Origin of the sequence: Bacillus cereus group sp. MS39, assembly GCF_040448665.1 — a bacterium.
In the GTDB taxonomy this organism is placed as follows: domain Bacteria; phylum Bacillota; class Bacilli; order Bacillales; family Bacillaceae_G; genus Bacillus_A; species Bacillus_A wiedmannii.
In genome coordinates, this window is record NZ_CP123058.1 from 2,370,850 (window position 1) to 2,386,693 (window position 15,844).

Sequence of the window (15,844 nt, forward strand, 5' to 3'; positions counted from 1 at the left end):
CTAAATATGGAAGGGGAGATTCGGATGAAACGATGGCAAATGGAGTGGCTCCTAGTATCAGTAGCATTAGTATGGGGAGCAAATTATACAATTGGAAAGTATGGCGTGGCATATATGTCATCCATTCAATTTAATAGTTTACGATTTTTAGTAGCATCTCCGGTATTATTACTTATTACATTTATGATGGAACGCTCATTACGTATTGAAAGAAAAGATTGGTTACGATTAATAGCAGTCGGTATCGTTGGTACGGCAATGTATCAAACGATGTTTATGCTATCTGTGAAATATACTTCAGCAACGAACGCCTCATTATTAATTGCGATGTCACCTATTTTTACAGGGATATTAGCAGTATTACACAAACAAGAACGTTTTTCGATGAAAGTACAAATAGGCTCAATCGTAGCGTTTATTGGTGCAGCATTCGTTTTATTAACAGGGCATACAGGAGGAGCTACTTACGAGTATGCGTGGCTCGGAAATATAATTGGATTAGCCGCAGCAATTGCTTGGGGATGGTATCCAATTTTAGCACAACCTCTTATTACAAAATACTCCGCAATGAGAGTGACTTCATGGTCTACTTTAATTGGAATTGTACCGCTTGTTATATACTGTTTATTCAATGTAAACACATTAACGTGGCCAGTAGACATGCCAAGCTGGGGTTCTCTAGCATATTCAATCATCTTTGCGACCATCTTTGGGTTAGCAATGTGGTATGTCGGTATTAGTCAAATAGGCTCAACGAAAGTAATGGTTTATATGTATCTCGTACCATTATTCGCAGTGATCTTTGCAGCAGTAACAATTGGAGAGCAAATCAATATGATGCAACTTGTTGGCGGACTTATTATCTTTGTGGGTCTATATGTTGTAAAAAAAGGCGGAATCAAAAAGCCTGCTCTCAATTTGAAAAAAGTCAGTTAACAGTAAAAATGATCTCTTTCATATAGAAGGAGATCATTTTTGTTTTCGTAATAAAAGCGCTTGTTCAACGGCCCATTTTTGATGATCGTGAAGGAGAAGATCTACAGCAAGTAATGGAGACATCCACCGTAAAACATGATCATCCTCACAGTTTTCAGTTTGTTTCTGCACCATGTTCGCAATATAAAAGAACCCATCGTTTAAATAATATGTTTCTTCCTTTTCCGCATAAAAATATCGTGCTGTATTACCGATATATTGATCAATTTCAATTACCCATCCTAATTCCTCTAGTAGTTCACGGTGCAAACATGCATCTTTTGTTTCATCACCTTCCATACCGCCACCGGGTAAAAAGTAACGGCCTCCTTTTTGGATAACAGCAATCATTGAAGAAGATGAATGGAAAATAATCGCATAACAACTAGGTCTTAATACATAATGAACGGTAGATTTTTTCGAGCCAAATGTGAGTTTCGAAATCATAAAACACGATCTTTCTCTATAAAATACATAAAAGGGATATTAAGGTAAAAATAGAATTATATAAGTATAATCTTATTAGATTGGAGTGGTAAAAATATGATAAATCGAAAATGTTCAAGATGTAAAGAAATAACTGGTGCATTGCATGGTGGTAAAAAAATTAAGGAAGAATTTTTATGTGAGGACTGTTTGCAAAAAGGAATCGAGAGCGGGGAAATCGAATTATCACAAGTGGAGCAAGAACAAACTTCGTATCTTTCTATAAAAATATTAAAAATAATGAGTGTGATTTATTTAATAGCATCTATTTTTATGGCTTTTTCAACCGGTCCATTTATACACAATATGGGATTTGATGAAATGTCCATTTCAGGATCAGAATTAGGTTTAATAAGTATTGTTATGCTAGGTTCTATATTCCAGTCTGTTCTTGTATTTTGCGGGATTTGGGTATTCATTCTCTTAGTAGAAACCGTAATTAAAATATATGAAAAAATGAAGTGAGTGAGAGGGAGAAACATATGCAAGTAAGAAACATCCAAGGGGAAGATTATGTAAAGATTCATTCTGTTTTAAATGATTGGTGGGGCGGGAGAGACATGGCTGCTATGTTGCCAAAATTGTTTTTCGTTCACTTTCAAGAAACGAGTTTTATTATTGAAGAAGATGGCGAAACGTTAGGTTTCTTATGCGGATTTTTTTCACAAACATATAAAGATGAAGCATACGTTCATTTTATCGGTGTAAATCCAAAGTATAGAAGAAGAGGAATCGCATCGACATTGTATTCTTATTTCTTTGATATTACTCGTGCAAATAACCGTAAAGTTGTAAAAGCAATCACGTCACCAACTAATAAAAACTCGATACAGTTTCATCAAGAAATCGGTTTTCGAATTGATACAGGAGATGATGAGATAGAAGGTGTATCGGTACATACAAATTATGACGGGAACGGCGGTAGTAGAGTTTTATTTTTAAAGCATGTGTAAAAGTAGGCTAGCGCCAAGTTAGCCTTTTTGTTGTGAGGAGGCAAGGATATGGAGAGTTCTCAAAGTAGAAATGAGTATGTAAGACGCATACATACAGTTCAAGATTATATAGAATCAAACATAGACAGTTCACTATCCATTGAAGATTTAGCGGATATAGCAGGATTTTCGAAGTATCATTTTCATCGGATTTTTAAAGGAATAGTTGATGAGCCATTATCTCGGTATGTGAATCGCTTGAAACTAGAAAGGGCAACACATCTACTTACATATCGAGCAGACATGACGATTACAGATATTGCGTATCACTTCGGATTCACAGATTCAGCTGTTTTCTCCCGAACATTTAAAAATTATTACGGTGTAAGTCCGTCTCAATATCGAAATGACAATAGCAAGAATTGCAAAGACGTAAGCAGAGCTTCTCAATACAATGAATGTAAGAAGGTTCGAGGTAATGTTGAAATTGTAACAGCGGATGATATAAACGTCGCATACATAAGACATATTGGTACATATGAGGAGTTAACTATAGCTTTTCCAGAAATGATAGAGAAATTATTTTATTACGCAGCGGAGCAAAACTATCATGTATTTGGGGATACGAAAGTATTAACCATTTACCACGATCATCATGAGTTTACTGAGGATCATCATTTAAGAACAAGTTTATGTATAACAATTCCGGATGCGTCCGCAGTAAAAACGAGTGATATTGGAATAATGGTAATACCTTCTGGAAAGTATGCAGTAGGGCATTTTGAAATATTTCAGGATGAATATAAAGGAGCATGGGATTTCTTATACGGTGAGTGGCTTCCAAATAGCGGATATAAACCGAGAGATTCGTATCCTTTTGAAGTATATAAAAATGATCCCAAGCAGCATCCCGAAGATAAACATATAGTTGATATATATGTACCTATCGAACCTTTTTAATCATAGGTTAAAGGGGAAAGAATAATGAAAACTGCTGAAAAGTTAGATCAAATTATAAAAGAAGAATATAAAAATATGAATGGTATGTTAGTAGTGCAGAAAGAGAATGTTATTTTTGAAAAATATTATAACGGTCACGGTTCAGATGATGCATTTCATATAGCGTCAGTCACAAAAACGATTACTTCTGCGTTAATTGGACTATGTGTAGATAAAGGGTATATAAAAAGCGTTGATCAAAGAGTAATAGAATTTTTCCCGGAATATAACGTTAATTCACCTGAAATAACAGTACGACATCTTCTTACGATGACAGCTCCACATCCATTCGTAGACTGGCAGGAACCGTTAGAAGAACTATGTACACAACAAGATTGGATACAGTATACGTTAAATAGGATAGGAAACGGCGGAGAAATTGGATCTTTTAAATATTCATCTGCAGGAGCTCATATACTATCAGCGATTATAACGAACGCAACAGGAAAAAATGCGCGTGAATTTGCGAATGAATACTTATTTCAGCCACTCGGCATGAGAGAAATTCCAAACTATAAAATGAAAGCATTTGGATTTGATGACTTATTTGGAAAAGATGTGAAAGGATGGGTTCACGATCCAAATGGTATTTCGACGGGCGGATGGGGACTAACGTTAACGGTTAGGGATATGGCTAAGTTTGGACAGATGTATTTGAATGAAGGTATTCATAATGGAAAACAAATACTATCAAAATCATGGATAAAAGAATCGACAGAAATGAACCAAAATCAATATGGTTATTTATGGTGGTTACGAGAAGAAGATGGAATCTTTTCATACTGTGCTATGGGTGATGGTGGGAATATGATTTGCTGCGTACCAGAGAAGGAACTGGTGGTAGTGATTGCTACTGAGGTTATACGAAATGCAGAGGATAGATGGGAGTTAATTAAAGAGTGCATACTTCCTTATTTAAAAGATTAATATGGTTATTTTTATAAAAATAAGAATAAAAGGTTTAGTTAAACTTGTTTTGTTCTCTACGATAGAAAAAAGTGTTGTATTAACCAAGTTGTGCAACTAAGATTATAAAACTTCAACACCTATACGATTATTGAATAGGTGTTGAAGTACTTTATAATTTGTTTAGGTACTTTTAACTATTTTTTAACTTTTCGATGTATTAGATACATCATGCCAAACACAATTACCAGCAAGATAAATTTAATTAATTCCATTAGGCTAATATCCCATTTTGTTTCTACTCCATCTGTTAAATAAAATACATTAAACATACCATGTAAAATTGCGGGTGATATTACAGAACCACCATATTCTCTCGTGTACGTCAAAATTAAAGACAATATAAATAATAAAGAGAGATAACTTAATATTCCTACAAACTGAAACTCATAATTTTTATAAAAGATAGCTACTGGTAAATGCCATGAAGACCAAAGCAAAGCTATAATAATAGCTGTTTGCATAAATGAATATTTTTTTCGTAAATAGAAATGAAAATTCCCTCGCCATATAATCTCTTCTAATAATGCAGATAAAGATCCAATTGTAAGACCAACGAGCAAGAGAAATCCTAATTCATTCCAATGATGATATAAGAACTTTATATCATAAATATAAAAATAAAAATGGAGACATAGCCCTAGAAGTAGTGGAAATAATATGGAGAAAATTAGTGTTTTTATTTTTGGGCGTGAAATTCCAAATGTATGAACTATTTTTTGTTTCTTATATAATGTTTGATATGAAATAACCGCTAAAAGCGGAACAACCATTGTAAACCCCAAATAATTACGACCATTTTCTATGTTCAGCAAGATGATATATACAAGTGATGTAAGAAAATAAATACATAATGTTGAATGATAAACTATGTGTTTATTAATATTTTTCACCTGCCTAAGTATGTATAAGTGGTTAATCGAATATCCGATATTTTAATTATATATGAAATGGAAATCGACAGAATGAATATTTCCATATTATTGTTTTTAAGATAGAAAAAGTGTCGAAATTGCATATATTGAACTTGTAGAAAAAAATAAATTATCCCCCGTAACTTTCACAACAAAAAATCGTTAAACAAAAGAATAGATTTTTTATTACGAATGGGGGAGAACCATGAAAATTCTAATACTAGGCGGTACACGATTTTTAGGAAGAGCATTTGTAGAAGAAGTTTTGAACAGGGGGCACGAGGTTACAGTATTTAATCGTGGAACAAACAAAGAGATTTTCCCTGAAGTGGAACATTTAATCGGTGACAGAAATGGTAATGTATTAAGCTTAGAGAATCGAAAGTGGGATGTTGTCATAGACACGTGTGGCTTTTCTCCGCATCACATTCGGAATGTTGGAGAAGTATTAAAAAATCATATAAAGCATTATATATTCATCTCAAGTCTTTCCGTATATAAAGACTGGATTCCACATGACATAAAAGAAGACTATATATTACAACCTGAACCGACGGAAGAGCAAATAAAGGCTGTAGAGAATGGTGAAGTTTCTCCTTATGAGCATTATGGTGCGCTGAAAGTATTATGTGAAAAAGAAGCAGAGAAGTATTGGCCGGGGCGTGTTTTACATGTAAGAGCAGGACTTCTTTCAGGAATGTTTGATTATACAGATCGACTAACATACTGGATTCAGCGTGTTGCAAAAGGAGGTAAAGTGTTAGTTCCAGGAAGAAAAGACCGTCCAGTGCAGATGGTTGATATAAAAGATGTCGCGTGCTTTGGACTCAACATGGCAGAAAATAATAAAGCAGGTACATTCAATATAACAGGTCCGAATGATAAATTGACGATGGAAGAGCTATTAAATACGTGTAAAAAGGTTACGAATAGCGATGCTGAATTTGTTTGGGTAGACGAATCGTTTATGAGTGAACATAATGTGCAGCCTTGGACAGAAATGCCTTTGTGGATTCCAGAAACTTTCCCATTAGATGGTGAGACGAAGCCGTGGAGAGGCGGGTTTTCTATTTGTATCGAAAGTGCGGTTAATGAAGGGCTTACTTTTAGAAGAATAGAAGAGACCGTTACAGATGTGTATGAGTGGATGGAGAGTACGGACGAATGGAAATTAAAAACAGGTATTTCAGGCGAGAGAGAGAAAGAATTGTTAGAAAAGTGGAATGGATAGTTTTTATAGATAATAGGAATGGATAGAAATATGATAGGTCAATTAAAAAAGGTTAGAAAAAGAACGATAATTTCAACTGTAATAATGCTCTTGCTAACTGTCATTCTCGTAAGAAATAGTACGTGGTATATCTCTCGTTCCTTTTCTTCTGAATTTTTTCAATTGCCGATGCCTTTGGATAGTAAAGTGATTAAAGATTATGAAGCGGATGAGAAAAATTGGATTGAAATAGGGAATGGCGGTTATTGGGAAGTGGTAGCGAATCGAGTTATAGAAACGAAGCAATCGAGGGCAGAAGTAATCTCATTTTATCAAAAAATAGGGAAGTTAAAGTATCCAAATTCTAACGTGGTCGGTGTAGAAATTCAGCTCTATTTTAAAGGTGATAGTACGGTAGTAGAAACCGAAAAGGGAAATTATTACCGAGATAAGACGGGAGATACTCGTTATGTAAGTGAATATGCTATTAGAGATATAAAGAAGGAAAAACAACCAAATGATCCAGAGATGATAACATATGTGATACAAGTACATACCCAATTTGATTATTGGTATAAACTTGATTGAACATGAAGAATTATAGGAGGAGAAAAGATTATGTGGAAAAAACACCATTCGCAGTATTTCATCAAACTTAAGTTTAAAAAATCCAGCTATAAAGGCTGCACACGCCGAAGTTCAAAAAAATTTGCAGGTGGAGTTACCGAATGATTTATATCAATTATTACAGGAAACAAACGGTATAGCTGGTGAATACGGAGACTTTATTTGGGATGCTTCAAAAATTAATACTGAAAATATGAATATGAGAAATATAGTTGATTTTAAGGATTTATATATGCCTTTTGACTGTTTATTATTTTTTGCTGATGGCGGAAATGGTGATTTGTTTGGCTATTCCATTTTGAATGGGATAGTGCAAAGCGATGATATATACGTATGGAACCATGAAAATGATAGTAGAACGTGGATTGCTCCTTCGTTAGAAATTTTTATGGAGTGGTGGGAGAGCGGAAAGATAACAATTTAAACATAGTATTAAGAAAAAACGCCTTGTTACTAAAGAAACAAGGTGTTTTTCGTATGTAAATTTATAACTCAATTGGTTCTTCCCCGTACATTTCCCACAGCTTAGAAAACATATTTTTCAGTCCTTCTTCGTCATCCTCATCCTAGTCTAACTTGATATCAACTTCCTCAAATTTTTCTTCTATTTCAAACTCTTTCTCTTTCACACTATCAGTTGTGCCAATTTTTCTGTAAAACACAACGAAGTCTTTATCGTGTATTAGCTAGTAGCAAGACCTCCACCTCAAAATCCGGCTAATACAAGGGAGGCCCGTATAAATAAGTTGTATTAATTACATTATTAGATTGTGTTTGTGACTATATTTTGGAAATTTTCTGTTGATTTGAAATGTGCGATAGTATATATTGTATATAAAGTATATATACAATATTTTTCAAAAGAGGTATTTGCATGCAAATCATTATTAAGAACACTTCAAAGGAACCCATTTACGAACAAATTGGACTCCAAATAAAAAAACTTATTTTACTAGGTGATTTAAAGCAAGGAGATGCTCTTCCTTCAATGCGTCAGTTAGCAAAAGATTTAAGAGTAAGTATTATTACAACGAAAAGAGCATATGAAGAACTGGAAAAAGATGGTTTTATTAATTCGATTGTCGGAAGAGGGTCCTTTGTAGCAGAACAAAACATTGAAACTATGAAAGAAGAAAAATTAAAAACAGTTGAAGAAAAGTTATGTGAAGCGATTCAAAATGCTAAGCAAATGGATGTTTCTTTAAATGAGCTAAAAGAAATGCTTACAATTTTATACGAGGAGGAAAACTCTTGGAAAACGTAATAGAACTTCAAAATGTCAGTAAATCTTTTAAAGGGTTTCAAATAAACAATTTTTCGGTGGAAGTAAAAAAAGGATTTGTTACGGGTTTTATTGGAGGAAATGGATCAGGTAAATCTACAACGATTAAAATGATTATGAATCTAATAAACCCGGATAGTGGAAACGTCTCCTTATTTGGCATGAACTATTCGACTGATGCGAAACGAATTAAAGAAAGAATTGGCTTCGTTTATGACGATAATGTGTTTTATGATGAACTCACATTAAAGGAAATTACTAAAATTATTGCGCCTGCTTATAAAAAATGGGATTTTAACCAATTTACATATTATAAAGATCTGTTCGAATTACCATTAAATAAAAAAATGAAAACATTCTCCAAAGGAATGAAAATGAAAGCCTCTCTCGCAATTGCCCTTTCACATCATGCTGAACTAATTATTATGGATGAACCTACATCTGGACTTGATCCTGTATTCAGAAGAGAATTATTGGATGTTCTACAAAATATTATGCAGGATGGAGAGAAAACTATCTTTTTCTCATCACATATTACAACGGATTTAGACCGCATTGCCGATTATATTACATTTATTCAAAATGGAAAGCATATTTTCACAAAAGATATTTATGCCATTGCAGAGGATTATGTTTTAGTCAAAGGACCACTAGATTTGTTAAAGTTTGATACTGAGCGTGAATTTATTTCTGTACGTAAGGCAAATACAGGTTTCGAGGGATTGATTGAAAATGCACATTCTATCGAAAACTTATTTGATAAGGATGTGGTGATTGAAAAACCAAGTTTAGAGGATATTATGTATTTCATGAAAAAGGGGGATTCAAGATGCTTAACTTAATTAAAAAGGATTTGATTTTACAAAAAACTTTCTTGCCTGCTTATCTCTTATTTCTAGTTACCTATTTGTGGGCCGGCATGGATGTAGCATATGTCATAATCATTTGTAGTGCCGTTTTTGTAATTAACACATATCAATCTGATGATAAAGATAATGCTAATATTTTAGTAAACTCATTACCGTATACTAGGAAGGAAATTATAAGTTCAAAATACGTTGGAACCTTACTTTTTACAATAGTAATTATCCCATTTTGTTTAGTTGGAAAATATTTTATTTTAGACAGCATGGAATTTCAACTTTCCTTAGAAAGTTACATACTAGGCTTCTTGGCAGTCATGCTGATAACAGCATTTTACATCCCATTTTTTGTTGCATTTAAAGTGAAAACACTTGTACCAATTTTTATATTTTTATCTATTGGAGTTATATATTTAATGCGAAATACTCCATATTTATTAAATAAATATGCTAATGGCGTACTGACCTTTTTAAAAGAGATTTCAGATTTGAAATTATTTCTTTTATTTGCTGTCATAGCAGTGGGGTTCTATGGGGTTTCATGGATATTATCTATTCGTATCTATCAGAACAAGGCTCTTTAATAGCAAGTTCTAAAAGGAGGGTGGTTTAAATGACATCAAAAAAAGAGCGTCCTAGTCGAATACGAAATTGGCTGAAAACTATTGGAGCATTTTTCGTTATGCAACTAATTTTTATCATCCTTGATATGAATTCGTGGATACCGAACTTCAAGGAAGGAGGAGTTGGGGATCGTCTCGTTAATTCAGAGTTCTTTACGGAATGGTTCGCTCCTTATAAAACAAAGCAATTTAATGTACTAACGGCAGTTATGGCTATTTTATTATTCCTAAATGTAGTAACAAGTGCAATAAAAGACGCTTTTTCTAGAAAAAGAATTAATTAGCACATAAGTTGACCTTGCGTCTTTTTAATAATGTCTTAACTATATTTAAAAACAACAGGAAAAAGATAAAAACTCCACTTATTGATGTTTCACTTTATCTTTTACAATGATTCCTTGAAAATTATTTGATTTTTCAGTTTTGTATATTGATAGAGATGCATTCGTCCCCCATAATACTTCCAAAGTGTGCGCAGTAATTGTGACATATGTATTTATACTTGTGATGACAAATGATGTGTATCGTTTTTGGAAAGTTCGAAAATTATTGAACGAACTAGAGAAATTTAGTAATCTTATTTGTACAGCACATACAGATTAGTTTTGTAATGGTTCGATATTTAAAAAATATGTAAGGGGGAATGGGTGTGGATCTTACGTTTAAAGTAGAGGAAACATGTTTTAATTACCGTGTCGGAGCAATTTGTAAACATGATAATAAAATCCTTATTTTGCAAGGGGACGGTGAAGATTTTTGGTACGTACCGGGCGGACGAGTGAAAATGCTAGAAAATAGTGAAGATGCGTTAAAACGGGAGCTGGCAGAAGAACTAGACGTACCTATTAAAGTGAAGAGATTAATATGGTCAGTAGAAAATTTCTTTATACTTTCTGAGCGAAAGTTTCATGAGATTAGTTTTTATTATGAAGTAGAGCTACATGAGTTACCTGCAAATGGAGCGGATCAATATATTTTGGAAGAAGAGGGTAGATCGTATTTGTTTAAGTGGGTGCCGGTAGAAGAGTTAGAGGTATATAATTTACAGCCTGCGTTTATAAAAGAAAAAGTAAAGGATATAGCAGTTCATACAGAACATATTGTTTTGCAAAAATAAACGTATTCGGAGGGGAAAAGGGTGAAGGGGACTAAAAAAGAGATGCATATAAATGACAAAGTAATTCATTACACACATATCGAAAAAGGTTCTAGTAGGGTTTGCTTTATGTTTTCAGGTTCAGGATACAATTATGATAAGCCGTTATTCTATTATGCAACGATGTTAATGCTAGAAAATAAAATTGATGTTGTACATATTCACTATTCCTACGACGAACAAGTAATGAATAAACCAATAGAAGAAGTAACGAAAGTAATGATGGATGATATTAATCCTGTAATGAATGAAGTGTTGAAAAATGGACGCTATAGCAATTCTATGTTTTTAGGGAAATCACTTGGAACAATTCCGATTGCAAATGATGTAATGAAGAGAGAAGAGTTTTTACAGTCAAAAATGATAGTACTGACACCTTTACTAACTTTTGAATCTATTTTTGATTCTATTTTACATAGTAGTCACGAAGGGCTTTTAGTAATTGGGGATAACGACCACCATTATAATGCAAATCAAATGGATCAGTTATATAAAACAAATTTAACGATTGATGTTGTTAAAAACGCAAATCATTCTTTAAATGTTGGAGAATATGAAACAAAGAATTCAATTGAAGCGATAGCAAATATAATAGAAAAGCTTAAAGAAGTTGTTAGGAAAAACTAACTTATCAATACATGCAAAAAGAGGTGCGAATTGCACCTCTTTTACTTTAATAAGCCTTCAACACATGAAGCAAATAATCTTTCCGGTTCAGCGGATTATAATCAACACGTTTTCGAGTAGGGAAGGGAGGCTTCAGCTTTGTGAAACCAGCTGGATTTGTTGTGAAGATACCTTCTCCTTCAGTAAATGAATGAAGCATTCGTTTAAAATTCTCTGTTTTCGCAACAGGTAATGACCCTGTTAACTGATAAGAATTGTTATTGAATATAGGCTCTGCAAAAGTTGCTGGAACGGCAGCGAGCTTATACATTGCAGTACTAATTGCGTGCTCTGGTACAGTTAATTCAAACTCATTTACTGTGGTTCATATACATATGTTTCAGCTTGCTTTAAAGCATCCATTAATACGATCGGTGTTAAATTTCTAAAGTCACTCGCTGTTGTAACAGGACTAGCATAACCTGTATGTGTTAACGTGACAGAAATGTCCGTAACTTCCCATCCGTATAAACCTTGTTTTAACGTTTGAAATACTGTATCTTCAATCGCTTTATGAAATGCTAAAGGTAGTGAGCCGAGCTCAACACCTAATTTATATGTTATGCCAGAATTAAGTTCACCACGTTCGATTTTAAAGCCAATTGTTGCGTAAAATGGATTCGCTTTTTCGCCCATTACTTCAACGCTATTACCTACGCCAATTGGTTTCTCAATGCATACAACTCGCGTATTTGAAAAAGTAACCTGCAAATTATATTTCTCATACAGTGTTGTTTCAATGACTTCTTTTTGCACCTCACCGAAAAGGCGAATGTATAGTTCATTATGAACATTGTCTTTCCACACTTTAATGAGTGGATCTTCTTCACATAGTTCCATAAGAGCAGCGTACAAATCATGAATTCGTTCCGTAGGCACCGTATCAATAGTAGCTTCCATTTGTGGTTCGGCAAAGTGAATATCCTTTATATAATCAGTTCGTTCACCGATAATATCACCAATTTTTATATCACTTAGTCCCCACACTTTACAAAATTCACCGCTTGGAACGGTAGAAGTTTGTAAAGCATCTCCATTATGAAATATGCACATTTTTTTAATCTTTTCCTTATGTGGTAGAGATTCATTGCGCTGTATATCCACATATTTTCTAACTTGTAAGCTACCTGAAAAAACTCTTACATAAGCAATCTTTTCTCCAGAATATTCACGGTCAATTTTAAAAACTACACCGGACAATTTTTCATCTTGAGATGAAGAATTAGCTGGAAGTAAGGCTGAAATATTTTCGAGCAGTTCAGTTACGCCCATGCCTGTCATTGCTGAACCGAAAAAGACTGGATACACATTTGCTTGCGCTATTTGTTTAATGAGTTCTTCTTTTAATAGAGTGTCCGGTACAATTTCGTTATTTACGTATGACTCAAGTAATGATTCATTATATGGTGCTAACAGTTCCATACAATCGTCATATGATTTGTACTCAATGATCCGGGTTTCTTTCGTTCCTTCGTATAGGGCAGAGTAGAAAGGGAATGCTTCATTTGAAAGAATTTCTTTTATTTGTTTCATAACTTTTTCAGTATTTGCACCGCTACGATCAATTTTATTTACGAATAATATTGTTGGGATATTTAGTTTCTGTAATGTTCGCATTAAAACTTTTGTTTGTGCTTGCACACCTTCAACGGCAGAAATAACTAAAATTGCACCGTCTAAAACGCGGAATGATCGCTCCACTTCAGCGATAAAATCAGCGTGTCCAGGTGTATCAATGACATTTACTTTTATATCATCAATAAAAAAAGAAACGACAGATGCTTTAATCGTAATTCCGCGCTGTCTTTCTAATTCCATTGAGTCAGTTTGCGTATTGCCACTATCTACTCGGCCAATTTCTTTAATCACATTCGTTTCATAAAGAATACGCTCAGTCAAACTCGTCTTGCCAGCGTCTACGTGCGCGACAATCCCTATATTTATTGTTGTCATATGTGAATATCCTCATTTCATTTTCCATTTTTATTTCCTCATTTCTATTTGTGTATTGCCGCATTACAATCACTCTCCAGTCATTTAAATTAGTACTATTATAGTGCAATTAACATTTTTTGTAACGCGACAAAGCGCCTTAATTTGGAAAAATATAAATGAAAACAAAATGCTTGCATTCTAAATCGATATAGATTATATTAATTGACATATCAACTATTGATACATCAAATGTTTTTATTTTGATTGTGAAGGAGGGTTAATTTGACAAGTTCATGCTCAAAAGAAGCGATTATTTTATATAAATTACACTTTCTAAATAAAGAAGTAAGTTCGAAGTTTGAAGGGTGTACGGGTATGAGCCAGTCTCGATTAGAGCTTATACTTCAGTTATATGAAGTAGGTGAAATTAGTCAAAAAGCACTTCAACAAGAAGTGAATATTGATAATGCGGCGATTACAAGGCATTTAAAACAGCTAGAAGCAAACGGAATGATTGTAAGACGAAAAAATCCAGACGATAACAGAATTACGTTAGTTTCTCTTACAGAAGAGGGACGAAATAAAATTCAAGCGTTTCAAGAGGAAAAAGAACGTTTTGCAGCATCTGCATTTAAAGGATTAAGTGAGGAAGAACGCGATAATCTTTTAAATATGTTAAATCACATTCAAGAAAATATAAAAGAATTATAAAAAAGGGAGAATACAACTATGACTAACTCAGTAAAAACAAATGATTTTAACGAAATTTTAACAGGACGTCGTTCAATTCGTAAGTACGACCCAACAGTAAAAATTAGCAAAGAAGAAATGACAGAAATTCTTACAGAAGCAACACTTGCACCATCTTCAGTAAACATGCAACCATGGAGATTCGTAGTGATTGAAAGTGACGAAGCGAAAGCAACACTTGCGCCACTTGCGAAATTCAATCAATCTCAAGTAGAAACGTCTTCAGCAATGATTGCTTTATTTGGTGATTTAAACAACTTTGATAACGCAGAAGAAATTTACGGTACAGCAGTAGAGCGTGGACTTATGCCAGCAGAAGTAAAAGAAGATCAAATGAAAAAACTTTCAGCTTACTTCTCTATGGTTACACCAGAAGTAATGAAAGATACGGTATTAATTGACGGTGGTCTTGTAGCAATGCAATTTATGCTAGCAGCTCGTGCGCACGGTTATGACACTTGTCCAATTGGTGGATTTGAGAAAGATCAAATCGCAGAAGCATTTGGACTAGATAAAGAAAGCTACGTACCAGTTATGTTAATTTCAATCGGGAAAGCTGCAGACAGTGGTTACCAATCAGTACGTCTTCCAATTGAAAAAGTTGCAGAGTGGAAATAATTTTATAAAAGAACTTCAATAAGTGAAAGATGAGAGGGGAAGCACCATGATTATTATTCACGCAATATTTCAAGTAGACCCAGCAAAACAACAAGCATTTTTAGAAGAAATTCAGCCACTCATTCATGGTTCAAGAGAAGAAAGTGGCAATGTATCTTATGACTTATATAAAGATACAGAAAAAGAAAGTGTTTATACGATGGTAGAAGTATGGAAAGATGAAGCAGCAGTTGCGAGCCATAATACGAGTGAACACTTCACATCTTTCGTTAGTAAAGCAGCACAATTTTTAACTGCTCCTCTTGATATAAAAGCTTATAATGGAGAGTTAGTAAAATAATAAGGTAGAAAAAGATGACTTTAGCATATGGCTGAAGTCATCTTTTTTGTATAAGTAGAATCCATTTTGGACTCAGTTATGTTGATAGATAAGCGTTGCTCGTATCCTCAGTAACAGTGCTGAATTGTATGTTAAATTCGAACATTCGGTTTATTGGGATATTTTTCCGTGGTATAATTTTCTTGTAAATAAAAGGTAGAGAGGAGCAAGTAATGGGAGAATTTCAAAGTAATTTGCATACGGCAACGCAACTTGCAACGAAAATGAGAAATGCTTCAGATAGAATGAAAAGTGCTACTAGTCGCTCTATAAATAAGGCAACGCGTACGACACTATCTGTGAACTTCAAGGCACAAGAAGCAAATCAACAAAATTTACAGATCACGAAACAATTTTGTACTGCTTTTCAACAAACAATTGATAATATCCATTCCGTAGCAAATGAATTTGAGAAAATGGATACAGGACTTCAAAAGACTTTTCAATAATGTAACAACCTACG

20 protein-coding genes and 1 pseudogene are annotated in these 15,844 nt (G+C 33.9%); 18 read left to right on the forward strand and 3 right to left on the reverse strand.

Translation table 11 applies throughout. From position 1 onward, the window contains the following. Positions 1–24 precede the first annotated feature (24 nt). Positions 25–936 carry a DMT family transporter gene (locus QEP67_RS12505; RefSeq protein WP_048566139.1) on the forward strand — a complete coding sequence of 304 codons (912 nt, stop codon included), beginning with the start codon at positions 25–27 and terminating at the stop codon, positions 934–936. 33 nt (positions 937–969) lie between these two features. On the opposite strand, the gene QEP67_RS12510 is transcribed toward QEP67_RS12505, so the two are convergent. Continuing rightward, positions 970–1,422 carry an NUDIX hydrolase gene (locus QEP67_RS12510; protein WP_048566140.1) on the reverse strand — a complete coding sequence of 151 codons (453 nt, stop codon included), beginning with the start codon at positions 1,420–1,422 and terminating at the stop codon, positions 970–972. 96 nt (positions 1,423–1,518) lie between these two features. On the opposite strand from QEP67_RS12510, the gene QEP67_RS12515 reads away from it, so the two are divergent. Genes QEP67_RS12515 through QEP67_RS12530 form a run of 4 tightly spaced genes read left to right on the forward strand, consistent with a single transcriptional unit; the run spans position 1,519 to position 4,319 of the window. Further along, positions 1,519–1,926 carry a DUF3980 domain-containing protein gene (locus QEP67_RS12515; RefSeq protein ID WP_000610477.1) on the forward strand — a complete coding sequence of 136 codons (408 nt, stop codon included), beginning with the start codon at positions 1,519–1,521 and terminating at the stop codon, positions 1,924–1,926. Between the two features lie 17 nt (positions 1,927–1,943). Continuing rightward, the gene (locus QEP67_RS12520; RefSeq protein WP_001198088.1) at positions 1,944–2,414 is read left to right on the forward strand and encodes a GNAT family N-acetyltransferase; all 471 of its coding nucleotides are present in this window, start codon (positions 1,944–1,946) and stop codon (positions 2,412–2,414) included. A gap of 48 nt (positions 2,415–2,462) precedes the next feature. Next, positions 2,463–3,353, forward strand: coding sequence for a GyrI-like domain-containing protein (locus QEP67_RS12525; RefSeq protein ID WP_064460325.1), 891 nt, complete (start codon positions 2,463–2,465; stop codon positions 3,351–3,353). Positions 3,354–3,377: 24 nt separating this feature from the next. Continuing rightward, positions 3,378–4,319, forward strand: coding sequence for a serine hydrolase (locus QEP67_RS12530; protein WP_064460326.1), 942 nt, complete (start codon positions 3,378–3,380; stop codon positions 4,317–4,319). Positions 4,320–4,495: 176 nt separating this feature from the next. Here the strand turns inward: QEP67_RS12530 and QEP67_RS12535 are convergent, their stop codons facing one another. Further along, on the reverse strand, positions 4,496–5,251 hold the full coding sequence (locus tag QEP67_RS12535; RefSeq protein ID WP_002108112.1) for a CPBP family intramembrane glutamic endopeptidase: 756 nt from the start codon (positions 5,249–5,251) through the stop codon (positions 4,496–4,498). A 226-nt stretch (positions 5,252–5,477) separates the two neighbouring features. On the opposite strand from QEP67_RS12535, the gene QEP67_RS12540 reads away from it, so the two are divergent. The 9 genes from QEP67_RS12540 (at position 5,478) to QEP67_RS12580 (ending at position 11,660) form a co-directional block, all read left to right on the forward strand. Then, on the forward strand, positions 5,478–6,503 hold the full coding sequence (locus QEP67_RS12540) for an SDR family oxidoreductase (RefSeq protein ID WP_000697744.1): 1,026 nt from the start codon (positions 5,478–5,480) through the stop codon (positions 6,501–6,503). Positions 6,504–6,533: 30 nt separating this feature from the next. Next, positions 6,534–7,070 carry a hypothetical protein gene (locus QEP67_RS12545; protein ID WP_000580171.1) on the forward strand — a complete coding sequence of 179 codons (537 nt, stop codon included), beginning with the start codon at positions 6,534–6,536 and terminating at the stop codon, positions 7,068–7,070. 46 nt (positions 7,071–7,116) lie between these two features. Then, positions 7,117–7,533: an SMI1/KNR4 family protein gene (locus QEP67_RS12550; RefSeq protein ID WP_033658743.1), complete on the forward strand. Its 417-nt coding sequence runs from the start codon at positions 7,117–7,119 to the stop codon at positions 7,531–7,533. 450 nt (positions 7,534–7,983) lie between these two features. Next, complete coding sequence (locus QEP67_RS12555; protein WP_001165710.1) at positions 7,984–8,373, forward strand: GntR family transcriptional regulator; 390 nt, start codon at positions 7,984–7,986, stop codon at positions 8,371–8,373. Further along, positions 8,361–9,233 carry an ABC transporter ATP-binding protein gene (locus QEP67_RS12560; RefSeq protein WP_064449299.1) on the forward strand — a complete coding sequence of 291 codons (873 nt, stop codon included), beginning with the start codon at positions 8,361–8,363 and terminating at the stop codon, positions 9,231–9,233. Before QEP67_RS12555 ends, QEP67_RS12560 begins: the two co-directional genes overlap by 13 nt. Next, a complete protein-coding gene (locus tag QEP67_RS12565) occupies positions 9,221–9,838 on the forward strand; it encodes an ABC-2 transporter permease (protein ID WP_000933349.1) in 618 nt (205 codons plus the stop codon). Before QEP67_RS12560 ends, QEP67_RS12565 begins: the two co-directional genes overlap by 13 nt. A gap of 29 nt (positions 9,839–9,867) precedes the next feature. Then, positions 9,868–10,161, forward strand: a complete 294-nt coding sequence (locus QEP67_RS12570) for a YfzA family protein (RefSeq protein ID WP_000202084.1) — start codon at positions 9,868–9,870, stop codon at positions 10,159–10,161. A gap of 365 nt (positions 10,162–10,526) precedes the next feature. After that, positions 10,527–10,994 carry an NUDIX hydrolase gene (locus tag QEP67_RS12575; RefSeq protein ID WP_000366235.1) on the forward strand — a complete coding sequence of 156 codons (468 nt, stop codon included), beginning with the start codon at positions 10,527–10,529 and terminating at the stop codon, positions 10,992–10,994. A gap of 21 nt (positions 10,995–11,015) precedes the next feature. Continuing rightward, entirely contained in the window at positions 11,016–11,660 is a 645-nt protein-coding gene (locus tag QEP67_RS12580; protein ID WP_000679143.1) for a hypothetical protein, read from the forward strand. A gap of 46 nt (positions 11,661–11,706) precedes the next feature. On the opposite strand, the pseudogene QEP67_RS12585 reads toward QEP67_RS12580, so the two are convergent. Next, positions 11,707–13,652: pseudogene (locus QEP67_RS12585) on the reverse strand (translation factor GTPase family protein). A 264-nt stretch (positions 13,653–13,916) separates the two neighbouring features. On the opposite strand from QEP67_RS12585, the gene QEP67_RS12590 reads away from it, so the two are divergent. From QEP67_RS12590 to QEP67_RS12605, 4 genes are all read left to right on the forward strand, one after another. After that, on the forward strand, positions 13,917–14,345 hold the full coding sequence (locus QEP67_RS12590) for a MarR family transcriptional regulator (RefSeq protein ID WP_000204180.1): 429 nt from the start codon (positions 13,917–13,919) through the stop codon (positions 14,343–14,345). Positions 14,346–14,363: 18 nt separating this feature from the next. After that, positions 14,364–15,002: a nitroreductase family protein gene (locus QEP67_RS12595; RefSeq protein WP_353706590.1), complete on the forward strand. Its 639-nt coding sequence runs from the start codon at positions 14,364–14,366 to the stop codon at positions 15,000–15,002. Between the two features lie 46 nt (positions 15,003–15,048). Continuing rightward, positions 15,049–15,342 (forward strand): putative quinol monooxygenase, encoded by a 294-nt coding sequence (locus tag QEP67_RS12600; RefSeq protein ID WP_000583804.1) that lies wholly within the window; start codon positions 15,049–15,051, stop codon positions 15,340–15,342. Positions 15,343–15,554: 212 nt separating this feature from the next. Beyond that, positions 15,555–15,830: a TIGR04197 family type VII secretion effector gene (locus tag QEP67_RS12605; protein WP_000503635.1), complete on the forward strand. Its 276-nt coding sequence runs from the start codon at positions 15,555–15,557 to the stop codon at positions 15,828–15,830. The last annotated feature ends 14 nt before the right edge of the window (positions 15,831–15,844 follow it).

What these genes read in the sequence shown, in the direction of transcription:
- QEP67_RS12545 (WP_000580171.1), top strand. Translation starts at nt 6,534, where the DNA reads ATGATAGGTCAATTAAAAAAGGTTAGAAAAAGAACGATAATTTCAACT.
- QEP67_RS12510 (WP_048566140.1), bottom strand. Translation starts at nt 1,422, where the DNA reads ATGATTTCGAAACTCACATTTGGCTCGAAAAAATCTACCGTTCATTAT.
- QEP67_RS12540 (WP_000697744.1), top strand. Translation starts at nt 5,478, where the DNA reads ATGAAAATTCTAATACTAGGCGGTACACGATTTTTAGGAAGAGCATTT.
- QEP67_RS12520 (WP_001198088.1), top strand. Translation starts at nt 1,944, where the DNA reads ATGCAAGTAAGAAACATCCAAGGGGAAGATTATGTAAAGATTCATTCT.
- QEP67_RS12565 (WP_000933349.1), top strand. Translation starts at nt 9,221, where the DNA reads ATGCTTAACTTAATTAAAAAGGATTTGATTTTACAAAAAACTTTCTTG.
- QEP67_RS12505 (WP_048566139.1), top strand. Translation starts at nt 25, where the DNA reads ATGAAACGATGGCAAATGGAGTGGCTCCTAGTATCAGTAGCATTAGTA.
- QEP67_RS12525 (WP_064460325.1), top strand. Translation starts at nt 2,463, where the DNA reads ATGGAGAGTTCTCAAAGTAGAAATGAGTATGTAAGACGCATACATACA.
- QEP67_RS12555 (WP_001165710.1), top strand. Translation starts at nt 7,984, where the DNA reads ATGCAAATCATTATTAAGAACACTTCAAAGGAACCCATTTACGAACAA.
- QEP67_RS12515 (WP_000610477.1), top strand. Translation starts at nt 1,519, where the DNA reads ATGATAAATCGAAAATGTTCAAGATGTAAAGAAATAACTGGTGCATTG.
- QEP67_RS12570 (WP_000202084.1), top strand. Translation starts at nt 9,868, where the DNA reads ATGACATCAAAAAAAGAGCGTCCTAGTCGAATACGAAATTGGCTGAAA.
- QEP67_RS12605 (WP_000503635.1), top strand. Translation starts at nt 15,555, where the DNA reads ATGGGAGAATTTCAAAGTAATTTGCATACGGCAACGCAACTTGCAACG.
- QEP67_RS12530 (WP_064460326.1), top strand. Translation starts at nt 3,378, where the DNA reads ATGAAAACTGCTGAAAAGTTAGATCAAATTATAAAAGAAGAATATAAA.
- QEP67_RS12600 (WP_000583804.1), top strand. Translation starts at nt 15,049, where the DNA reads ATGATTATTATTCACGCAATATTTCAAGTAGACCCAGCAAAACAACAA.
- QEP67_RS12595 (WP_353706590.1), top strand. Translation starts at nt 14,364, where the DNA reads ATGACTAACTCAGTAAAAACAAATGATTTTAACGAAATTTTAACAGGA.